Source organism: Nocardioides sp. cx-169 (assembly GCF_021083605.1).
In the GTDB taxonomy this organism is placed as follows: domain Bacteria; phylum Actinomycetota; class Actinomycetes; order Propionibacteriales; family Nocardioidaceae; genus Nocardioides.
Window position 1 is genome coordinate 52,079 of sequence record NZ_JAJNRO010000008.1, and the last position, 20,081, is coordinate 72,159.

At 69.9% G+C, this 20,081-nt stretch carries 17 protein-coding genes; 12 read left to right on the forward strand and 5 right to left on the reverse strand.

Features of this window, described 5'->3' with window-relative positions; translation table 11 throughout:
• The first annotated feature begins 17 nt into the window (after nt 1-17).
• A complete protein-coding gene (locus LRP67_RS12440) occupies nt 18-2,060 on the forward strand; it encodes an APC family permease (protein WP_231270489.1) in 2,043 nt (680 codons plus the stop codon).
• Nucleotides 2,057-3,172 carry a class I SAM-dependent RNA methyltransferase gene (locus LRP67_RS12445; protein ID WP_231270490.1) on the forward strand — a complete coding sequence of 372 codons (1,116 nt, stop codon included), beginning with the start codon at nt 2,057-2,059 and terminating at the stop codon, nt 3,170-3,172. The genes LRP67_RS12440 and LRP67_RS12445 overlap by 4 nt, the downstream gene beginning before the upstream one ends.
• Before the next feature lie 637 nt (nt 3,173-3,809).
• On the opposite strand, the gene LRP67_RS12450 is transcribed toward LRP67_RS12445, so the two are convergent.
• Both LRP67_RS12450 and LRP67_RS12455 read right to left on the reverse strand, forming a co-directional pair.
• Complete coding sequence (locus tag LRP67_RS12450; protein ID WP_231270491.1) at nt 3,810-4,202, reverse strand: hypothetical protein; 393 nt, start codon at nt 4,200-4,202, stop codon at nt 3,810-3,812.
• A gap of 237 nt (nt 4,203-4,439) precedes the next feature.
• Complete coding sequence (locus tag LRP67_RS12455; RefSeq protein ID WP_231270492.1) at nt 4,440-5,207, reverse strand: hypothetical protein; 768 nt, start codon at nt 5,205-5,207, stop codon at nt 4,440-4,442.
• Between the two features lie 537 nt (nt 5,208-5,744).
• On the opposite strand from LRP67_RS12455, the gene LRP67_RS12460 reads away from it, so the two are divergent.
• The 3 genes from LRP67_RS12460 (at nt 5,745) to LRP67_RS12470 (ending at nt 11,760) form a co-directional block, all read left to right on the forward strand.
• Nucleotides 5,745-7,373 carry an ABC transporter substrate-binding protein gene (locus tag LRP67_RS12460; protein ID WP_231270493.1) on the forward strand — a complete coding sequence of 543 codons (1,629 nt, stop codon included), beginning with the start codon at nt 5,745-5,747 and terminating at the stop codon, nt 7,371-7,373.
• Between the two features lie 1,539 nt (nt 7,374-8,912).
• A complete protein-coding gene (locus LRP67_RS12465; RefSeq protein ID WP_231270494.1) occupies nt 8,913-10,388 on the forward strand; it encodes an SRPBCC family protein in 1,476 nt (491 codons plus the stop codon).
• 142 nt (nt 10,389-10,530) lie between these two features.
• A complete protein-coding gene (locus LRP67_RS12470; RefSeq protein ID WP_231270495.1) occupies nt 10,531-11,760 on the forward strand; it encodes an MFS transporter in 1,230 nt (409 codons plus the stop codon).
• A gap of 8 nt (nt 11,761-11,768) precedes the next feature.
• Here LRP67_RS12470 and LRP67_RS12475 read toward each other — a convergent pair whose 3' ends face one another.
• Nucleotides 11,769-12,782, reverse strand: a complete 1,014-nt coding sequence (locus tag LRP67_RS12475) for a permease prefix domain 1-containing protein (RefSeq protein ID WP_231270496.1) — start codon at nt 12,780-12,782, stop codon at nt 11,769-11,771.
• 5 nt (nt 12,783-12,787) lie between these two features.
• The gene (locus tag LRP67_RS12480) at nt 12,788-13,111 is read right to left on the reverse strand and encodes a PadR family transcriptional regulator (RefSeq protein ID WP_231270497.1); all 324 of its coding nucleotides are present in this window, start codon (nt 13,109-13,111) and stop codon (nt 12,788-12,790) included.
• A 227-nt stretch (nt 13,112-13,338) separates the two neighbouring features.
• On the opposite strand from LRP67_RS12480, the gene LRP67_RS12485 reads away from it, so the two are divergent.
• The 3 genes from LRP67_RS12485 to LRP67_RS12495 all read left to right on the forward strand — a co-directional run bounded on the left by LRP67_RS12485 (nt 13,339) and on the right by LRP67_RS12495 (nt 18,273).
• Nucleotides 13,339-16,224 (forward strand): aconitate hydratase, encoded by a 2,886-nt coding sequence (locus LRP67_RS12485; protein ID WP_231270498.1) that lies wholly within the window; start codon nt 13,339-13,341, stop codon nt 16,222-16,224.
• Nucleotides 16,225-16,460: 236 nt separating this feature from the next.
• Complete coding sequence (locus LRP67_RS12490; protein ID WP_231270499.1) at nt 16,461-17,783, forward strand: hypothetical protein; 1,323 nt, start codon at nt 16,461-16,463, stop codon at nt 17,781-17,783.
• Nucleotides 17,770-18,273: a SigE family RNA polymerase sigma factor gene (locus LRP67_RS12495; RefSeq protein WP_231270500.1), complete on the forward strand. Its 504-nt coding sequence runs from the start codon at nt 17,770-17,772 to the stop codon at nt 18,271-18,273. The genes LRP67_RS12490 and LRP67_RS12495 overlap by 14 nt, the downstream gene beginning before the upstream one ends.
• Before the next feature lies 1 nt (nt 18,274).
• On the opposite strand, the gene LRP67_RS21880 is transcribed toward LRP67_RS12495, so the two are convergent.
• A complete protein-coding gene (locus LRP67_RS21880; RefSeq protein WP_231270656.1) occupies nt 18,275-18,526 on the reverse strand; it encodes a hypothetical protein in 252 nt (83 codons plus the stop codon).
• Between LRP67_RS21880 and LRP67_RS21885 the strand changes: the two genes are divergently transcribed.
• From LRP67_RS21885 to LRP67_RS12520, 4 genes are all read left to right on the forward strand, one after another.
• Complete coding sequence (locus tag LRP67_RS21885) at nt 18,449-18,610, forward strand: hypothetical protein (protein ID WP_231270648.1); 162 nt, start codon at nt 18,449-18,451, stop codon at nt 18,608-18,610. The genes LRP67_RS21880 and LRP67_RS21885 overlap by 78 nt on opposite strands.
• Before the next feature lie 4 nt (nt 18,611-18,614).
• Nucleotides 18,615-18,914 (forward strand): thiamine-binding protein, encoded by a 300-nt coding sequence (locus tag LRP67_RS12510; protein ID WP_231243707.1) that lies wholly within the window; start codon nt 18,615-18,617, stop codon nt 18,912-18,914.
• Between the two features lie 200 nt (nt 18,915-19,114).
• Entirely contained in the window at nt 19,115-19,675 is a 561-nt protein-coding gene (locus LRP67_RS12515) for a DUF3105 domain-containing protein (protein ID WP_231270501.1), read from the forward strand.
• Nucleotides 19,675-20,076, forward strand: coding sequence for a YjbQ family protein (locus LRP67_RS12520; protein ID WP_231270649.1), 402 nt, complete (start codon nt 19,675-19,677; stop codon nt 20,074-20,076). Before LRP67_RS12515 ends, LRP67_RS12520 begins: the two co-directional genes overlap by 1 nt.
• The last annotated feature ends 5 nt before the right edge of the window (nt 20,077-20,081 follow it).

Consider the following 20,081-nt stretch of genomic DNA (forward strand, 5'->3'; position numbering starts at 1 on the left):
CCGTACCCTTGCCGGTCGTGGGTGTCGGCGACGTCTCCAAACGAATCCTGCTGGGGCGCAAGCTGAGAAGCTCCCAGCTGGGGGAGACACTGCTCCCCAAACGCGTCGCGCTGCCCGTCTTCGCCAGCGACGCTCTCTCCTCGGTGGCCTACGCGCCGGACGAGGTGTTCATCATGCTGTCGTTGGCCGGGGCCAGCGCGTACGTGTGGTCCTGGAAGGTCGCCATCGCCGTCGCGCTGGTCATGGCGGCCGTCATCGCGTCGTACCGCCAGACGGTGCACGCCTACCCCAGCGGCGGCGGCGACTACGAGGTCGCCACGGTCAACCTGGGGCGTCGGGCGGGCGCGACCGTGGCGAGCGCCCTGATCGTCGACTACGTCCTCACCGTGGCGGTGTCGATCTCGTCGGGATCGCAGTACGCCGCGGCCGCGATCCCCGCACTGCAGCACCACGAGGCGACGGTGGGCGTCGTGCTGGTGGCCCTGCTCACGGCCCTCAACCTGCGCGGCATCCGGGAGTCCGGGACGCTCTTCGCGGTTCCGACCTACGCGTTCATGGTCGCGGTCCTGGGCATGTGCGCCTTCGGCTTCCTCCAGATGGCGACCGGCAACCTGCCCGACGTCGAGTCGGCCGACCTCGTCATCAAGCCCGACTCGGAGTACGAGGGCGCGCTGACGACGATGGGGCTCCTCTTCCTGTTGGCGCGCGCCTTCTCGTCGGGCTGCGCGGCGCTGACCGGGGTCGAGGCGATCTCCAACGGCGTGCCGGCCTTCCGGCGGCCCAAGAGCCAGAACGCTGCCACGACCCTGCTCCTGCTCGGCGCGATCGCGATCACCATGATGATCAGCGTCATCGTGCTGGCCCGGCAGATGGGCCTGCGCTACGTCGACCCGCACGACCTGGACCGGCTCACCCGCGACGGCGAGCCGCTGCCGAGCGGCTACGACCAGCACGCGGTCATCGCCCAGATCGCCCGCGCGGTCTTCCAGGACTTCTCGCCGGGCTTCTACCTGGTCGTGTCGGTCACCGGCATCATCCTGGTGCTCGCCGCCAACACCGCCTTCAACGGCTTCCCCGTGCTGGGCTCGATCCTGGCCCGCGACGGCTTCGCCCCCCGCGCGCTCGACTCTCGCGGCGACCGGCTCGCCTACAGCAACGGCATCCTGTCCCTCGCCGCGCTGGCAATCTTGCTGATCTGGGCCTTCGACGCCCAGACCACCCGGCTGATCCAGCTCTACATCGTCGGCGTCTTCGTGTCGTTCAACCTCAGCCAGCTCGGGATGATCCGCCACTGGACCCGCCACCTCGCCACGGAGCGCGACCCGGCGGAGCGCCGCAAGATGATGCGCTCTCGCGCCATCAACGCGATCGGTCTGGTCTTCACCGCGGTGGTCCTGGTCGTCGTGCTGATCACGAAGTTCCTCGAGGGCGCCTGGATCACGATCCTCGCGATGGTCTTCTTCTACGTGATCATGAACGCGATCAAGTCCCACTACGACGAGGTCAACCTCGAGCTCGCGGCCGACGAGGAGGACAAGGTGCTCCCGACGCGGGTGCACGCGATCGTGCTGGTCTCCAAGCTGCACAAGCCGACGCTGCGCGCGCTGGCCTTCGCCAAGGCGTCTCGGCCCAACGTGCTCGAGGGCGTCTACGTCGCCACCGACGACGCCGCCACCAACAAGCTCCTCGAGGAGTGGGACGAGCGCCGGATGGACGTGCCGCTGAAGGTGCTGCACTCGCCCTACCGCGAGCTGGTGCGTCCGATCGTCCAGTACGCCTCCGAGATCCGGAAGGCCAACCCGCGCGGCGTCGTGGCCGTCTACATCCCCGAGTATGTCGTCGGGCGCTGGTGGGAGCAGCTGCTGCACAACCAGACCGCGCTGCGGCTCAAGGGCCGGCTGCTCTTCACCCCCGGCGTCATGGTCACCTCGGTGCCCTACCAGCTGCGCTCCTCCCAGATCGCCCGCGAGCGCGAGGAGCGCGACGACGCCCGGGTGCGGCCCGGCGACCTGCGGCGCGGCCGCGTCGCGGAGCGCGACGACCGCCAGATCCCGCGATGAAGCGTCATCCCCGCCAGCGGGCACCTCGCGGCAGGTCCCGGGTCGGCGAGAGGTTCGAGGCCGAGGTCGGCCCGGTCGCGCACGGTGGCCACTGCATCGTCCGCCTGCCCGAGCCCGAGTCCCGCGTGGTGTTCGTGCGGCACGCGCTGCCCGGCGAGCGGGTCGTCCTGGAGATCACCGAGGGCACGGAGGGGGATCGGTTCTGGCGTGGGGACGCGGTCGAGGTGCTCGAGCCCTCGGCGGACCGGGTCGTGCCACCCTGTCGCTTCGCCGGCCCCGGTCTCTGCGGCGGCTGCGACTTCCAGCATGTCGCGCTCGAGCGCCAGCGCGCGCTCAAGGCCGACGTCGTCCGCGAGCAGCTGGCCCGTCTCGCCAAGCTTGACGTGGAGGTGACCGTCGAGGCGGTGCCCGGCGACGACGACGGCCTGCACTGGCGCACCCGCCAGCGCTACGTCCCGCTGCCGGGCGGCGCCCGGGGCATGCGCAAGCACCGCTCCCACGAGGTCGTCGAGATCGACGAGTGCCTGATCGAGGCACCGACCCGCCCGTCGTACGTCGTGGGACCGCACTCGTTCGAGGTGGCCGACGACGGGTTCTGGCAGGTCCACCCGGGCGCCCCGGCAGTGCTGGTGGAGACCGTGCTCGACGCGCTCCGCCCCGCGCCGGGGGAGCACGCACTGGACCTGTACGCCGGCGTCGGTCTCTTCGCCCGCTTCCTCCTCGACGCCGTGGGGGAGTCGGGCCGGGTCGTCGCCGTCGAGGGCGACGAGCGGGCCTCGGAGCTGTCGATGAGCAACTGCCCAGGCATCGAGGCGACGTCCGGCCGCGTCGACCACGTCCTGTCCGAGGCCTATCCCGAGCACTTCGACGTGGTCGTGCTGGACCCGCCGCGCGAGGGCGCCAAGCGGGCCGTCGTCGAGGCCGTGGTGGCCCGCTCGCCCCGGGCCGTCGCCTATGTCGCCTGCGACCCGGCCGCGCTGGCCCGCGACGTGGCGATCTTCGCCGAGCACGGCTACGAGCTCATCCGCCTGCGTGCCTTCGACCTGTTCCCGATGACGCACCACGTCGAATGCGTCGCGTTGCTTACGAAAACCGGCTCTGACCTGCGGTGATGCGATCTGGGCTCTCGGGCTTGAGTCCCGAAGAGGCATTAAGGCTCATTCGGGCTCACTTTGAGTTCTCGGGCTCGGCTTGTGACGCCTCGCTCGCACTGTCGGAAAGGCCGTCGTGTGACGGCCCGAGGGCGCTCAGAACGGCCCGTAGACGGCTCAGAGCGCGTCTATAGGCCCAGGAGAGCCCACCCGTGGCCGCCGAAGGCCTCTCAGTGCCCGGGAGCAGACCCATCGCTCGACTCGGGGCTGGGAGCAAGGCGGTCGGTCGCTGCTCGGTAGTCGGGTACTCCGAGCCGTCGGTTGACGTAGTGCCTCTCCGTGACCGCCTTGGAAGTGTGGCCCAATTGGCTCATGGCCGCCTCGGCGTCGTAGACCTCGCCGATCTCAGTTGCCACCGTTCGGCGAGTTCGATGAGGACGCGCTCGTATGCCGATGAGGCGTCGATGGTGGATGCCTGATCGGCGAGCGCAGCGAGGTAGGAGCGCGCTTGCGCCAGGGTGAGCGCGTGGGGGAGAAGCACGATCGACTCCTTTCTGGGTGGAGTGCCACCGTCGTCACTTCGTAGAGCTGCGTCGCCGCTGATTGCGACGCCCTGTGGAATCCAGGTGCGCAGCGGCGCCCACGGGGCTGATCTGGCTCAGCCGAGCAGGGCTTGGTTGGCCATGGCCTCGGCAGCCCTGCGTCTGAACACGACCGCTCGAACGACCTCCTCAAAGTCCTGTTTCCGGTCGGCGATGGAGATCTCACCGCCGAGCTCCACGCCGTTCTCGCCGGGCCAGACCGTCTGACGAGTCGGGCGGTCGCGATCGAGGCGGGTGCCGCAGGTCGAGACCCAGTCCCGCAGCCGATGCCCGGCGTCGGCGAAGGCGCGCATCCACGCGATCGGGGCCGAGGGGCTCGCGGACTCGTGAAAGCAGCTGAGCCAGTGGGTGTGCAGCGCCGAGAGTTCCCACACGAGCTCGTCGTGGCGATGCCAGTACGGCGGAACGATCGACGGCGGCAGCCCGTAGGTCACGTTCAGCCAGATCACCCAAGCGTCCAGGTCATGCCACCCACGGTCAGCATCCTCGGAACCGAGGAGACTCCAGTTGATCGACTCCGGCGGACGCTCGAGAAGATCGGTGACACCGCGGTAGTTGCCGTCGGGCTCACGTACATGCCCATGATCGACGGCGGCTCAGATCGCGATGGGCGGCGGCTCGCGTACCGGTGTCGGCGAGCGCTCCGGTGCCGCTTGACGAGCACAGGCCGCGGGTCCAGGACCGCATCATGTCGTCGGCGCTTCATTCTCGTAGAGCGTCGGGATGGGGTGGTTGGCGACAAAGACGGAGGTGGGGTCGATGGCGGACTTGATCCCCACGATCTGGCGCCAGGTGAGTGGGTCGAAGGCTTGTCGGACGTCGGTGGGGTTCTCGACAAAGTTCAGGTACGCCGGTCGCACACCGTGGCGCGACATCGCGGCGACGACCACTTGAGCGTCTCTGCGTCCGGCGGCTGCCGCCTCGTCTGTCGGGGCGACCGCCCCGGCCCACAGTAGGAACTCACCAGGCAGGTGGTTCAGCGCACCGCCGCCCTCGTAGGTGTCAGCAAGAGCACCACCCAGCTGACGGAGCTCGACGATCAGCAGGGCAGGTGGCGCGGCGGGTCCGGCGATGGCGAGCAGGTCGCTGGCCGCGTCGTCGCCGAGCGATGCCAGGACGACTGAGTCGGACACCACCGGAAGTGGGTCCTCCGGGCCCATGTGGAGGCGGACGAGGGCGTCCGTGCCGGTGATGGCGAACGTGTCGATCCCGGGCTGAAGGTCACGCAGCGGTGCGAGCAGCTCGGAGCCGAGAGCCTCGTCGGTCTGTGCGGCGCCGTCCAGGAACACGACGCGACGCCCTCGGAGGAAGTCGGGGAGGTCAGGGAGCGGCGGGAAGTTCATCAGACGGAAGGAGGTGGTGACGGTCTCCGGTGCGGCGGCTGCCCAGTCGCGCCACACTCCGAGGACCCGCTCGGCGTGGACCTGGTCCCACACGGCGATGACCTCGGCCACGGTCGTCCGGACCTGGCCCCGGCCTGGGAGTCCGAGGCGGAGGGGAGGTGGCCTAGAGGTGGATGGGCGCGCGGTCGTTCTCTGCTCGTCGGTGACGTCTCCGACGCTCATATGACTACAACTGCAGGTGAACGCCTCAGCCATTCCCTCGGATGTGACGGCAAGCGTTGAGATCGATGACCTCCAATAGCGATAAAGGCCGTGGGTGACGCAGAAAGCCCGACTAGTCCCGTCAATGATCCCGCCTGACGGAACACGTCGGCGACTAGCTTCCTGGCGTGCTCATACCGTCCCCAACGCAATGGCACGCACAAGTCGCGCGATGGAGACGAGAGGCAACGTGATGAGAGTCGGTGGCCGCCTTCTCCTGTGCGGGCCGGGCTCTCCTCGACCCCGTGCCGAGAGCCATTGCCGATGCGATCTCGGGAGACGGCGCGAGCACGCCGCAGGTGATGCGCAGCGAGCGAGAGCGGACCGCAGGCCCCGGTCACCTTTGCGCGCCGCGCCAATTGGACAGCGCTCCGACTCCGGAGCCGTGTGAAGGGAACCAGCATGAAGAATCGAATTTGGTGCGCGACCGTGGTCATGGGGCTCGTCCTCAGTGGCTGCGGTGGCGGGGGTGAAGCAGACCCGGATGTCGAGGTCAACGCGGACGCCGGCGCCGGCCTGGAGCTGGCCGGCACCGAGTGGGAGACCGCCACGGATCGGGATGGGACTCTTCGGATCGCCGGGAATCTCCTCATGAGCAGCTCCGACGTGCACGCCGCCGGAACCACGGTCAGCACTCAGTACTTCAACCTGCTGTACGACCGCCTCTTCTGGGCCACCGTCAACGGTGAGCTGCGCGGCTATCTCGTCAAGGAATGGGAGTTCGTGCCCGACGGTCTCGAGCTGACGCTCCGTGACGACGCGAAGTTCCACGATGGATCTCCAATCGACGCCGAGGCGATCAAGGCGAATCTCGACCGTGCGCGCACTGCTGAGTTCAGCGCCTACCAGCAGGCACTCAAGGCGGTCACCGAGATCGAGGTGGTCAACGCCCAGACCGTCTTGATCAAGACCCGGAAGAAGAGCGGCGCGACGCTTCCCTACGTGCTGGCCGGCTGGGCCGGCATGATCATGAACCCCGCCTTCCTGGACGATCCTGAGGTGCTGCGGACCTCGGCTCCCGACGGCGTCGGCTCGGGTCCGTACAAGATCGTCTCGTGGACCCCGGGTGAGGACAGCGTGGTCTTCGAGCGGGTTGAAGGTCACTGGGACTCCCAGGCCGGCCAGGCCGCTCGCATTGAGGTGCAGGTCGTCAGCGACCCGGCCCAGGCGCTCAACGCGGTGGCGACGGGCCAGTACCACTTCGCCCCGTTCTCGAGCGAGTCCGCAGTCGATGCGGCCGAGCGGGCCGACGCCGCCAAGGACAAGCTGCAGACGGGGGAGCTCATCCCCACGCTCTCGATCCAGGCACTGTGGATGCGCGACCTGGTTGATCCGGTCGTGCGGGAGGCGATCTCGCTGGCGCTCGATCGGGATGCGCTGCTGGGGCAGTTCAGGGGCGGCGCCGCGCCCGTCAACCAGCTGTTCGGTGAAGGCCACCCGGCTCACACGAGCGCCATCGACGAGTTCACCGTGACCGACCCCGAGCGCGCGATGGAGCTCTTGAAGGACGTGCCCAAGGAGAAGAAGTCGGTCACCATGGGCTACGTCGAAGGGGGCCTCGCCACCCGTCTGACCCAGCTCGTGCAGGAGCAGCTGGCGGCGGTCGGGATCGAGGTGGAGCTGAAGGCGATGACCCACACGTCGGTGTACCCCGCCTGGTTCCAGAGCCAGTTCGACATGGCCTTGATGGGGACTGCCGGTCCCAACCACGCTTCGACGGGCATCTACGCCGCGCTTCTGCGTGGTGGCGTGAACTGGGGTGCCCCCGACTCGGCCCTCCCCGGTATCGAGGCGGAACTCGACCGGGCTGATGACCCGGCGCTGGACGAGGCAGAGCGCCAGGGCATTTACCAGGGCATTCTGACCGACGCCGCCAAGGAGCACTGGATGCTGCCGTTCGCCCAGCTGTACGCCACCCATCTGGCCTCCACCGAGGTGGTCAACATCGACCCGGCGGTCCCCTTCCAGTACCAGTCGCTTCAGGACTGGCGCTATGTCGGACTCGGTGCCGACTGAGCGTTGAGGCCGCGGCCGGCGGCCCCGATCGGGGCCGCCGGCCGCGGCCTCTGGCGCGCGCTCCGATTCCATCCGCGACGGACACGCCCGGACCGCGTGGAGGCTGCGCCGGGCTCGTCAGGTCCTCTTGCCTGCCCGCGTCCCGGGCGCAGCGGTCTTGTGCATGGCGCTCCAGATGGCCGAGGAGGTCCGGCGCCTCTTCGTGACGACATCCCACCCGCATCCCTGGCTTCGGGCCCGACACGGAGACGGCGCCAAGCCCGGCCGATGTTCCGGATCGGGGCGGCGACGAACGCCCCCCGTAGTAGGCCGAGTCCGCACGGCACACAGGACCTGCGCGGTGACCTCCGCTGCGCGGGCGGTGATGAGGGCCTTGTGCCAGCAGCCGGCCGCAACCAGTGGCCGAGGCGGTGTTGCCCTTTCGGAGCCGGGCGCGGGCGATCACCGGCGCGGCAAGCGGTGTGCTGATCGTGGCCAACTGCAGGTTTCAGGCCGCAGACTCCGGAGTAACCGAACGCTGCGCCTTGCTTGGCGTAGCCGTGCACCTCACCGGCGGTGTCGTCGACATCGAGGAACGCGATCCCGTCGGCGTCGCCGCCGTCGAGCAACCGCGTCACCCGAACTGCGAGGCCGGCCAGCAGCCGCCCCACCTACCGCGTCGACCTGCTGCAAGTGCCCGTGGGCGAACGCGCGCAAGAACGTCCCGAGCGTCGAGGGCGCACGGACGCCGCCGAACAAGCGGCCCATCCCGCCGTGCGCAGCAAGTCGAGGTCATCGATGGAGTCGGCACCGGCGAGCATTCGACCGGCCACCGAGGTTGCCTTCGCGATCGGGTTCGGCGAGCCGACACTGAGCCCTTCAAACAGGTCGTAGGCCGGCCGACTCCGCGAGCCGCAGCATCGGGACCGAGCCCGCTACCGACACCAGATTCGGGTCATTCAGAGAGGCGCCTCGTTCTACCTCAGGCTCACGAACCCGGTCAGCGTCGGTGGATCAGGGCTTGAGCAGCCGACGTCAGGCCGCCGGTACCAGCCGAAAAGCTGCCGTATCAGTTAATGGATAACTAATAGGTAAATCATCTGAGTTAATGTCAGAAACCCTGCCGCGGGTCCACTGAGTGGATGGCGCCGCCCGGTAGCGCACCCGCTGCCCGCGGAGCCGAGGAGCTCCCGCGCGGTCGGGTCTCATCAGACGGAATGAGTTGTGGACGTCGTACCTCGCCGGCGCCAACATCTCCCCAAGAACCCGACACCCGGTCGAACTGCGCGGCTCCCAATTTCACCGGATCCAGCTGAGCCGCTTGAGCCCGAGCCGAGCGTGCGAGGACACAGGGGGCCAAGTCATGAGCGACGAAGCGTTCTCGGGCGTGGCGGCGGGTGTGCCCCAGACCTCAACGCCGACGTCGTGGACGCCGCCGACCGACGTCAGCGGATCACATCCTCTCGGCGGTCGATGGCGTGGAGGTCGTCGACCAGCCGCGAGGGGCCTCTCGCTGATCCGACAGGGACGTAAACCACAACGAGTTGAGGAAGTGAATGCATGACCACGACGCAGGCACCGCCCACAGGCCAGAGCCCCCAGGAGGAGCAGAGCCGGACCGGGCAGACTCCGCTGAAGGGACAGACGCCGCGCTTCGACGGAGATGTCGACCCCGAGAGGGTACCGGAGGAGTACCGGTTGGCGCGGGCCTTCGTGCCGAAGGCCCGCTACCTCAGCCAGGAGTTCCTCGACCTGGAACTGGAGAAGCTGTTCAAGCGCTCGTGGCTCATGGCCTGTCGGGTCGAGGAGCTTCACGGGGTGGGCTCCTTCGTCGAGTACGAGATCGGCTCGCACTCGATCCTTGTCGTACGTGAGGCCAAGAACTCGATCCGGGCCTACTTCAACGCCTGCCGCCACCGCGGCACGCGGCTCACTCGGGGGCGCGGCCGGGTCGGCTCGATCATCTGCCCGTTCCACGGCTGGCGCTGGAACCTCGACGGGTCGATCCGCCTCGTCCTGGATCGCGAGGAGTTCGTCGAGCGCTCCGACGACGACCTGGGGCTCGTGAGCGTCCAGGTGGGTGTCTGGGGCGGCTTCGTGTTCATCAATATGGACCCCCACGCGATGCCGCTGCTGGACTACCTCGACCCCATCGTGCGGATCTTCGAGCCGTTCCAGCTCGAGAACATGCGCATCCGCTGGACCAAGGAGGTGGTGCTCGAGTGCAACTGGAAGACCGCACTGGACGGATTCCTCGAGGCCTACCACGTCGCCGGGACCCACCCACAGCTGCACCGGTTGGATAAGGGAAACACCAACATCCTGTCATTGAAGGAGATGGAGAACCGCCGCTGGGCGCCGACGACGACCTACGAGCGGCACGCGCACTACTCCAGTATCGGGGAGAAGAACCCCGACGGGGTCAAGGACCCGACGGACCGCCTCACGGAGGGTCTCCAGGACGAGCGGCTGAGCGTCGGCCTGTCGGTCCAGTACATCTTCGACGACATGCGCGGGCTCGAGAACGACCGCAGCTGGCGCGCCGCGGAGCAGCTGAAGACCGCTGACGTGCCCGACGGCGTCCCCGCCGGCAGGTACTTCCTCGAGCTGTACAAGCAGCTGTGCATCTCCGAGGGCTACGAGTGGAACGACATCACGCCCGAGCAGTGGGGCGAGGCGGGCACGGCCTGGAACGTCTTCCCGAACACGATCGTGCTGCCCAACCAGGGCTCCGCGTTGGTCTACCGGGCACGGCCCTACCTGAACGACCCCAACAAGTGCACCTTCGAGGTCTTCGCGCTAGACCAGATTCCGATCGCCGACTACGACAAGAAGCACGAGGTCAACCCGGAGTTCTACGAGGACTACCGCGAGGCCGACCTGGGGGTGGTGTTCAGCCAGGATCTGATGAACGCCAAGGAGGTGACGGTGGGGATGCACTCTCCGAGCTACGACGGTCACCGGCTCAGCGAGCACCAGGAGATGACCATCTACAACATGCACCGCGTCGCAGATCGCTATCTCTGGACGGACTGAGCGTGTGGCAGGCGCCCGGCCACGCGGCCGGGCGCTTGCCGTGTCCGAGTCGGCGACAGTGGCGGACGACGCCGCTGCTCAGGCATCCCAGATCGTTGGCCTTCCCGGCTCTCGAGGGACGCTCAAGGAATGGAGACACCCGATGTCTGAGGTGGGCGAGGTGGCCACCAGGCCACGGGGGGCGACCCGGCTGCTGATCGACCCGGCCTTCGGTGGCATCTTCTGGGGGAAGCTGATCACGGCCGCGGGGGTGTGGATCCACGGGGTGGTGGCCGCCATCGTGGTGTTCTCCGCCACCGGGTCGGCCTTTGCGGTGGGGATGGTGAGCATCGCCCAGTTCGTGCCACAACTCCTCCTCTCGCCGTTGAGCGGAGCCTGGGCAGACCGCGGGCACGCGTGGGGACAGATCATCGCGGGCCGAGTCGTCTGCATGGCGGGGTCCGGCCTGCTGGCCGCCTGGATCCTCGTGGTCGGGGAGGTCGACGGTTGGGCGGGCGCCTGGCCGGTGCTCGGCGCCTCGCTGATCGTCGGCGTCGGGTTCGTGCTCGGCGGCCCGGCCCAGCAGTCCATCATTCCTCGCCTCGTCACGACCGCCGAGTTGCCCGCGGCGATGACGTTGAACACGGTGCCGACGACGTTCGCCCGCGTCCTGGGTCCGGTCGTAGGTGCGATGGTCGCCTCGCACTTCGGGGCCGCGGCGGCGTTCGGGGTGGCCTCGCTCGCGCACCTTCCTCTCGCCGTCGTCTTCATCTTCGTCCGGATCCCCGAGGGGGAGGCGCGGGGCTCCGACACCGACTACTCCGTGCGCGCGGCCCTGCGATACGTGCGCCGACACCGGTCGCTGCGCCTGATCCTACTGGGGGTCACAGCAGTCGGGGTTGGCTCCGAGCCCACGATGACCCTCGCCCCCTCCATCGCTCACGACCTCGGCGGCGGGGCGACTCTGGTGGGCGCGTTGGCGTCGGCGTTCGGGGTGGGCGCCGGCGTGGGGCTGCTGGGCGTCGGCCCCGCGCAACGGGTGGGATCGCAGGCCGCTGTCGCCACCTCCGGCTTGGTCCTGATGTCTCTCGGGATGGTGGCGGTCTCGTTGGCCGTGTGGGCGCCGGTGGGGCTGCTGGGCTTCGCCCTGTGTGGCGTGGGCTTCACCTGGTCCATGGCCAGCCTGGGGACGCTGGTGCAGCTCCAGTCGCCCCCCGTCCTCCGGGGCCGCATCATGGCACTGTGGATGGTGGGCTTCCTGGGGGGAAGGCCCGCCGCCGCCGCAGTCCTGGGCGGGGTCGCCGACGCTGCGTCCGTACGGGTTGCCGTCGCGCTGATGGCCGTGCTTCTGGCGGCGGTGGCGGTGATCTCTCGTCCGTCCCGGTTGGTCTGAGCACGCGCTCAGGGGAGTGAGATGATCCGCGCTGCGGACACCGCCGCGCGGGTCCTAACCCAGCCCTCGATCCCGTCCCAGAGCCAGATGGCCACGGCCACGACGATCACGGCGCTGTGCATGGTGTCGGGGTCGAAGCCGGGCCATTGCGCCTGGATCTCGGCCACGGCGGCCGGGTTGAGCAGCCGGCCCTCGGCCGCCAGGTAGACGAAGGGGGCGGCGAAAAGGGCACCGAGCCCGACGTTCACCGTGGCCAGCGTGGGCGACCAGGCCGCAGCGCGGTACTTGACCACCTCGAACGCCGCCTCGACCACGATCAGGGCGAGGATCAGCGGCAGCCAGAAGCTCCACAGGTCGGGGTCGAGCACGGGCTCGTGGTCGCCGACGGGGGAGCGGAACTGCTGCCAGACCACGGCGCCGCCCACGAGACCGAGCCAGACCAGCGTCGACACCAGCTCCACCAGCGAGCCGGACCGCTCTCGCGGCAGCTCGGGCAGCCGGTCCGGCGTCCACTCGACGCCCAGGGACCCGCGGTCCCCGGTGGAGACGCCTCGCTCGGTCAGGGCGAAGGCGAGGGTGACCCAGAAGCACACGTGAAGGGCGACGGTCGCGGCGATCCACACGGTCTCGCCGACGATGCTGCCGACGGATCCCCCGTCGAGGGCCGCGATGATCGCGATGACCACGGCGACCGTGGGGACCGCGGCCAGGAGCACGCTCCTCAGCACCCGGACGTAGGCCGGGTAGAGCTCGGGCCCGATCAGCTGCAGTGCCCGGCCGGAGTAGCCGGCCGCCAGGCGCGCGGGGTCGCCGAGCTCCTCCAGGGCGACGTACTCGGCGCGCTCGGCGTCGAGGCCCTCGGTGTGCCGTAAGGCCTCGGCCCGGTCTCCGATGCTGGCGCGCAGCTCGTCGGCCACGTCGTCGCGTTGGCTGTCGGGGAGCCCGCGCGTTGCGGCGTGGACGTAGCGGTCGGTCAGCGACGCCGCGCTCCGGCCGGTGGTGGGAGTCTGATGGGTCGCCATGGTGATCACCTGAGTCCTTCGATGGAGGCGTGCAGGGTGCGCCACTCGTCCAGCAGCGCACGGAGGAGGGTCTCGCCGTCGGGGCTGACCCGGTAGAACTTGCGGGGTCGCGACTCCTCGGTGTTCCACTCCGAGGTCAGCAGGCCCTGCTTCTCCAGCCGCCGCAGCAGCGGGTAGAGCGTGTTGGCGTCGACCGCGAAGCCGGCCTCGGCCAGCGTCTCGAGGAGGGCGTAGCCGTAGGTCGGCCGGGACAGCGTCGCCAGCGCGGCCATCACCACGGTGCCGCGCCGCAGCTCCTGGAGGTGTCCGGTGAGGACGTCGTCGTTCATAAGCGAGACAATAGTGTGCGGCGCACAGCATTGTCTAGGGAATAGCAATGTGTGTCGCTTTGCTCCGGGTGGCGTGACCCCCCGGCTCTTCGGAACTGGCTCGACGTCATGTATCTTGATGTCAAGACATACGAGGCTCACGGTAAGGCTCGCCTTACTACCCCGGCCCGCCACGACGGCGGCAAGATGGGTGGAGCACACACGCGACTCGACGAGGAGACGGCTTGATGGCCAGCCAGGACAGCTTCGGAGCCAAGAGCACGCTGGACGTGGACGGGAAGGCCTACGAGATCTTCCGCCTCGACGCGGTGACCGGGGAGGGGCTGGACGTCAAGAGCCTTCCGTTCTCCCTCAAGGTCCTGCTCGAGAACCTTCTGCGCACGGAGGACGGCGCGGACATCACCGCCGACGACATCAAGGCGATCGCCGGGTGGGACGCGGACGCGGACCCGAGCAAGGAGATCCAGTTCACGCCGGCGCGCGTGATCATGCAGGACTTCACCGGCGTGCCCTGCGTGGTCGACCTCGCCACCATGCGCGAGGCCATGGCCGACCTGGGCGGCGACCCGACCAAGATCAACCCGCTCGCGCCCGCCGAGATGGTCATCGACCACTCCGTCATCGCCGACGTCTTCGGCACGCCCGAGGCGTTCGAGCGCAACGTCGAGATCGAGTACGAGCGCAACCGCGAGCGCTACCAGTTCCTGCGGTGGGGCCAGGGTGCCTTCGACGACTTCAAGGTCGTGCCCCCGGGCACCGGCATCGTGCACCAGGTCAACATCGAGCACCTCGCGCGCACGGTGTTCACCCGCGAGGTCGACGGTGAACTGCAGGCCTACCCCGACACCTGCGTCGGCACCGACTCCCACACCACGATGGTCAACGGCATCGGCGTGGTCGGCTGGGGCGTCGGCGGCATCGAGGCCGAGGCGGCCATGCTCGGCCAGCCGGTCTCCATGCTGATCCCGCGCGTCGTGGGCTTCAAGCTCAACGGCGACCTGCCCGAGGGCGCGACCGCGACCGACCTGGTGCTGACGATCACCGAGATGCTGCGCAAGCACGGCGTCGTCGGCAAGTTCGTCGAGTTCTACGGCCCCGGCGTCTCGGCGCTCCCGCTGGCCAACCGCGCCACCATCGGCAACATGAGCCCGGAGTTCGGCTCCACGATCGCGGTCTTCCCGATCGACGAGGAGACGACCAAGTACCTCAAGCTCACCGGCCGCTCCGACGAGCAGCTCGCCCTGGTCGAGGCCTACGCCAAGGAGCAGGGCCTCTGGCACGACCCGGACGCCGAGCCGCGCTTCTCCGAGAAGCTCGAGCTCGACCTCGCCACCGTGGTCCCGTCGCTGGCCGGGCCCAAGCGCCCCCAGGACCGGGTGTCGCTCTCGGAGGCCAAGCAGGCGTTCCGCACGGCCCTGGCCGACTACGTCACCGAGGGGGACACCGGCGGCGAGGACCGCAAGCCCGGCGTACCCCAGCAGGAGCAGCCGAAGGGTGTCACCTCGGTCGTCGACGAGGCCTCTGCCGAGTCCTTCCCCTCCAGCGACGCCCCCGCCTCCAACGGCAGCGGCGGCACCAGCCACGGCAACGGCAGTGGCGCGCCGGACGACTGGCACGACCACGCCGCCAGCGGCGAGGGACGCCCGTCGAACAAGGCGAGGGTCACCCTCGAGGACGGCACCGAGTTCGAGCTCGACCACGGGGCGGTGACGATCGCGGCGATCACGTCGTGCACCAACACCTCCAACCCGTCGGTGATGATCGGCGCGGCGCTGCTGGCCAAGAAGGCGGTCGAGAAGGGCCTGGAGCGCAAGCCCTGGGTCAAGACCACGCTGGCGCCCGGCTCCAAGGTGGTCTCCGACTACTACGAGAAGTCCGGCCTGACGCCGTACCTCGACAAGCTCGGCTTCAACCTCGTGGGCTACGGCTGCACGACCTGCATCGGCAACTCCGGCCCGCTCATCCCCGAGGTCAGCCAGGCGGTCAACGACAACGACCTCGCGGTCGTCTCGGTGCTGTCGGGCAACCGCAACTTCGAGGGCCGGATCAACCCGGACATCAAGATGAACTACCTGGCGTCCCCGCCGCTGGTCGTCGCCTACGCGCTCGCCGGCTCCATGGACGTGGACCTGTTCAACGACCCGCTGGGGCAGGACCAGGACGGCAACGACGTCTTCATGAAGGACATCTGGCCGACCTCGAAGGAGGTCGAGGACGTCATCGCCCAGGCGATCACCTCCGAGATGTTCGACGACGGCTACTCCGACGTCTTCGCCGGCGACGAGACCTGGCAGTCGCTGCCCACCCCCGAGGGCAAGACCTTCGAGTGGGACCCCGAGTCGACCTACGTCCGGCGGCCTCCGTACTTCGACGGGATGCCGGAGAAGCCGGCCCCCGTCGAGGACATCGAGGGTGCGCGGGTGCTGCTCAAGCTGGGTGACTCGGTCACGACCGACCACATCAGCCCGGCCGGCGCGATCAAGAAGGACTCGCCCGCGGGCCGCTACCTCGCCGAGCACGGCGTCGAGCAGCGTGACTTCAACTCCTACGGCTCGCGCCGTGGCAACCACGAGGTCATGATCCGCGGCACCTTCGCCAACATCCGCCTGCGCAACCAGCTCGCGCCGGGCACCGAGGGCGGCGTCACGCGCGACTTCACCAACGGCGGTGAGGTCACCTCGGTCTTCGAGGCCTCGGAGAACTACCTCGAGGCCGGCGTCCCGCTCGTCGTGCTGTCGGGCAAGGAGTACGGCTCCGGCTCCTCGCGCGACTGGGCGGCCAAGGGCACCTCGCTGCTGGGCGTCAAGGCCGTCATCGCCGAGTCCTACGAGCGGATCCACCGCTCCAACCTGATCGGCATGGGCGTCATCCCGCTGCAGTACCCCGAGGGTCAGAGCGCCGAGTCGCTCGGCCTCACCGGCGAGGAGGAGTTCTCCATCTCCGGGATCACCGAGCTCAACGAGGGCCGCACGCCCAAGACGGTCAAGGTGAAGGCAGGCGACGTGGAGTTCGACGCGGTGGTCCGCATCGACACCCCCGGCGAGGCCAACTACTACCGCAACGGCGGGATCATGCAGTACGTCCTGCGCAACTTGCGAGCTCAGACCGCCTGAGCGTGCGGCGGCCATGACCGCAACGGGCGCCGACCAGCACGACGGTCGGCGCCCGTTCGCGGGCTCGGAGCCGGCGCCGGGGGTGCCGGCCTCGGCTGGGCCGCGGGTCATGAGACCGGCGTGCGGTTCGTCGGCGTGAATCGGTCGGCCTGAATCGGTCGGCCTGCGCGCCCCTCCTTTGGGATGCCCGGCGGCGTGTGGTCTTGTGACCGAGCGCCACGGATCCGGAGGGCCGCATGAGCTCGCTGCACGACCGACTGGCCGACCTGGCCGAGGACGGGCCCGACCGCCCGCAGCCTCGCGACGCGTGGGAGCGGGGTCGCCGCTACGGACGGCGGCGTCGCCTCCAGGCGGCCGCGCTGAGCCTCGTGCTGCTCACCGCCGTCGGGTCGCTTCTCGGTGCCCTGCTGCCCGCGTTGTCGTACGACGTCGGGCCGGCCGACGCGGAGGCCGCGCTGCGGCTCCCGGACCGGCTGTACACCCCGAGCCCGTGGCTGCCAGGCACCGACGACGTGGGGGAGATCGGACCGCTGGTGGCGCTCGTGGGTGCGGAGCGCAAGACCTGGTCCGGCTCCGGGGCCGGGGTGGCAGGGGTCTCGGCCGAGGGCGACTACGCGTTCCTGGACCTGCCCGGCCTGGGGGGTGCTCTGGGGCGGGACCAGGGCGCCTCGATCGCACTCTCCGACGATGGTCGCCTGGTGGCCTACCCGTTGACCGGCCGACCCGAGGGAGAGCCCACGTTCGTCGGCGTCGCCGTCTACGACACGGTCACGGGTGAGGTCACGAGCCAGCGGATACCCACCGAGCACGGGATCAGCTTCGGCGGCTTCGCTTGGGCGGGGGCCAGGCTGTGGATGCAGTACGGGCAGCTGGAGCAGGCGGCGGACGAGGAGCCGTCCTCCTCATGGGGGTCGGAGTATCACGTCTACAGCTGGGACCTGGACGACGGGATCCGCAGGGCCTCCGGGCGGCTCGCGAACCGCATGCCGGACGTCAGCGCGTCCTCCGGGCTGGTGACCTGGCAAGGCAGGCGCCTGTGGGTGTTCGACCGCGAGGGCGCCAGCGTCCTGAGGGACCTGCGGCTCGACCTTGCCTCGGACGCCCCGCCGGCGCTGAACCCGTCGGGCACCCGCGTCGCCGTGCTGGAGGACCCCGACGGCGACCCCACCCTCAGCGACGGTCGGCCCTACCTGCTGCGTGCCGGGGTGGTGCCGGAGGGTGAGAACGTGCGGGTGGCCACCGCTCGCGTGGGCGACCGGACGGCCGACGAGCTCTGGGGCTGGCGCGACGACTGGCACGTGCTCGTGCGCGACCTCGGCGCCCATGCGCTGTTCTCCGTCGACGTCAACACGGGGGCGCGCGAGCCGATGCTCACCCTGCCCGACGCAACGGAATCTCCCGGGACCGTTCTGGCCGAGGACGCGCTCGCGGCACCGAGGTTCGACGCGCCGGAGCCGCCGCACCCGATGGACCCGCGGCTGCGTCTTGGCCTGATCGTCCTCGTCGTGCTGCTGGGCGGGGGCCGACTCGTGATCTGGTGGCGCCGTGAGCGAGTCTGAGGACCGGGCCGGCTTCGAGGAGTTCGTCCTCGCGCGGCGCCCGGCCCTGCTGCGCACGGCCTACCTGATGACCGGGAGCCACGAGGACGCTGAGGACCTGGTGCAGGTCGCGCTGGTCAAGGCGGTGCCGCACTGGCGCCGGATCCGCGACCGGCCGGACCCGTACGTGCGGCGGGTCCTCGCGCGCGAGAGCGTGTCGCGGTGGCGCCGGCGCCGGTGGCGCGAGGTGGCGACCGATTCGCCGCCCGAGACCGGTCGCGCGGACGGCGACGCCGAGCAGCGCGAGGACCTGCGGCGCGCGCTGCTGGAGCTGGCACCGCGGCAGCGTGCGGTCGTGGTGCTGCGGTACTACGAGGACCTGACCGAGGCCCAGACCGCCGAGGCGCTGGGGGTCACGGTCGGCACCGTGAAGTCGCAGGCCCGAGATGCGCTCGCGCGGCTGCGCGCGGTCGTCCCGCTCGACGAGACCGAGGTCGGCGCCGGGAGCTGAGCTAGGCCGTCCGGGCCGCGGTCGGGGGGCCGGTCAGCCGGTCGGCGACCTCGCCGGCCGCGGCGAGCAGGCCGTCGAGGCCTGGGGCACGATCGCGACCCCCCTTGGTGACGAGGTCGCGGGTCTCGAACCCGCCGATCACGTCGTACGGGCTGTGCGCGGCGCGGCCGACGTGGTGGGTGTCCGCCTCGACGTGAGCTCGGACGACAGCGTCGCGGAGGCCATCGCCGAGCTCGGGGAGCGGCTCGGGCACCTGGAGGCGCTGGTCAACAACGCGGGGGGAGGTCCCCTGGTGACCCGCATGCGCGGGCGGGGCGGGGGTCCGCCGGTACGGTGAGCACATGATCGTGGCGTTCAGCATCAGTCCCTCCGCCGGTGACGAGACCGGCGGCGTCTCCGAGGCGGTGGCGGCCGCCGTCCGCGTCGTCCGCGAGTCCGGCCTTCCGCACGAGACCAACGCGATGTTCACCAACATCGAGGGCGAGTGGGACGAGGTGATGGCGGTGGTCAAGCGCGCCGTCGACGTCGTCGCCGAGGTCTCGCCGCGCGTGGGGCTGGTGCTCAAGGCCGACATCCGGCCCGGCTGGACCGGGCAGCTCACCGCGAAGGTGGAGCGCATCGAGAAGGCGCTCGAGGGCTGATGTCGTCCGCGACGCCTCCGGGCCCGCCTCCGCACGAGCCGCCGTCCGCGCCACCGCCGTATGCGCCGCCGCCGGCCGGGCCGCCGCCGTACGTCCCGACCGCGGGCGCCCCGGTCGGGACGCCCCCTCCGCCGCCGTGGTCGCCCTACGCGGCCGCGCCCCCGCCGCCGTCGGGGGGCCGGTCCCGGACGCTGCCGCTCGTGCTGGCAGGCATCGGGGCGGTGCTGGTCATCGGCCTCGCGGTGCTCGTGCCGGTCCTGCTCTCGGAGGACGACGACAGCACGCCCCCGCGGGGTACGGACGGCGGCGGCGACACCACACTGGACGCGGTGAAGGAGTATCCGGACCTGGAGACCTCGCACACCGAGGACCCGGTCGACTACGAGCAGTCGCCGCCGGTCGGCGGCCCGCATGCCCCGGTGTGGCTGGACTGCGGGGTCTACGACGAGCCGGTGAGCGAGGAGTACGTCGTGCACGACCTCGAGCACGGCACGGTGTGGATCACCTACGAGCCCGGCCTCGACGAGGAGTCGGTCGCGGCGCTGGCCGACGTCCTGCCGGACAACGGCATCCTCTCGCCGTACGAGGGTCTCCAGGCGCCGGTGGTGGTGACGGTGTGGGAGCGCCAGCTCGAGCTGACCGGCGCCGACGACCCCCGGCTGGAGCTGTTCATCGACGAGTTCGGGGCGGGGGAGACCGCTCCCGAGCCGTTCGCCTCGTGCGCCGGCGGGGTCATGGACCCGAGCGGATCGCCGGTGTGATGGACAGCGAGACCAGGAGCTACCGCACGGGGAGCGAGGAGGTCGTCCTGGACCTCACCGACGACTGCGCGGAGTTCGTGAGCGGACGTGGCGACGGGCAGCTGTTCGTCTTCGTGCCGCACGCGACCGCGGGGATCGCCATCATCGAGACCGGCGCCGGCAGCGACGACGACCTGCTCGCGGCCCTCGGCGACCTGCTGCCGGCCGATGACCGCTGGCGACACCGCCACGGGACGCGGGGGCACGGCCGCTCGCACGTGATGCCTGCGATCGTGCCGCCGTCGGCGACGGTGCCGGTCCTCGGCGGCCGCCTGGCCCTGGGCACCTGGCAGAGCGTGTGCCTGGTCGACCTCAACGTCGACAACCCCGACCGCGAGGTGCGGTTCAGCTTCCTCGGCTGAGACCG

Coding starts and splice junctions, on each gene's coding strand:
- LRP67_RS12475 (WP_231270496.1), bottom strand. CDS start 12,782: ATGGCGACCCATCAGACTCCCACCACCGGCCGGAGCGCGGCGTCGCTG.
- LRP67_RS12520 (WP_231270649.1), top strand. CDS start 19,675: ATGGACAGCGAGACCAGGAGCTACCGCACGGGGAGCGAGGAGGTCGTC.
- LRP67_RS12490 (WP_231270499.1), top strand. CDS start 16,461: ATGAGCTCGCTGCACGACCGACTGGCCGACCTGGCCGAGGACGGGCCC.
- LRP67_RS12470 (WP_231270495.1), top strand. CDS start 10,531: ATGTCTGAGGTGGGCGAGGTGGCCACCAGGCCACGGGGGGCGACCCGG.
- LRP67_RS12510 (WP_231243707.1), top strand. CDS start 18,615: ATGATCGTGGCGTTCAGCATCAGTCCCTCCGCCGGTGACGAGACCGGC.
- LRP67_RS12480 (WP_231270497.1), bottom strand. CDS start 13,111: ATGAACGACGACGTCCTCACCGGACACCTCCAGGAGCTGCGGCGCGGC.
- LRP67_RS12485 (WP_231270498.1), top strand. CDS start 13,339: ATGGCCAGCCAGGACAGCTTCGGAGCCAAGAGCACGCTGGACGTGGAC.
- LRP67_RS12465 (WP_231270494.1), top strand. CDS start 8,913: ATGACCACGACGCAGGCACCGCCCACAGGCCAGAGCCCCCAGGAGGAG.
- LRP67_RS12445 (WP_231270490.1), top strand. CDS start 2,057: ATGAAGCGTCATCCCCGCCAGCGGGCACCTCGCGGCAGGTCCCGGGTC.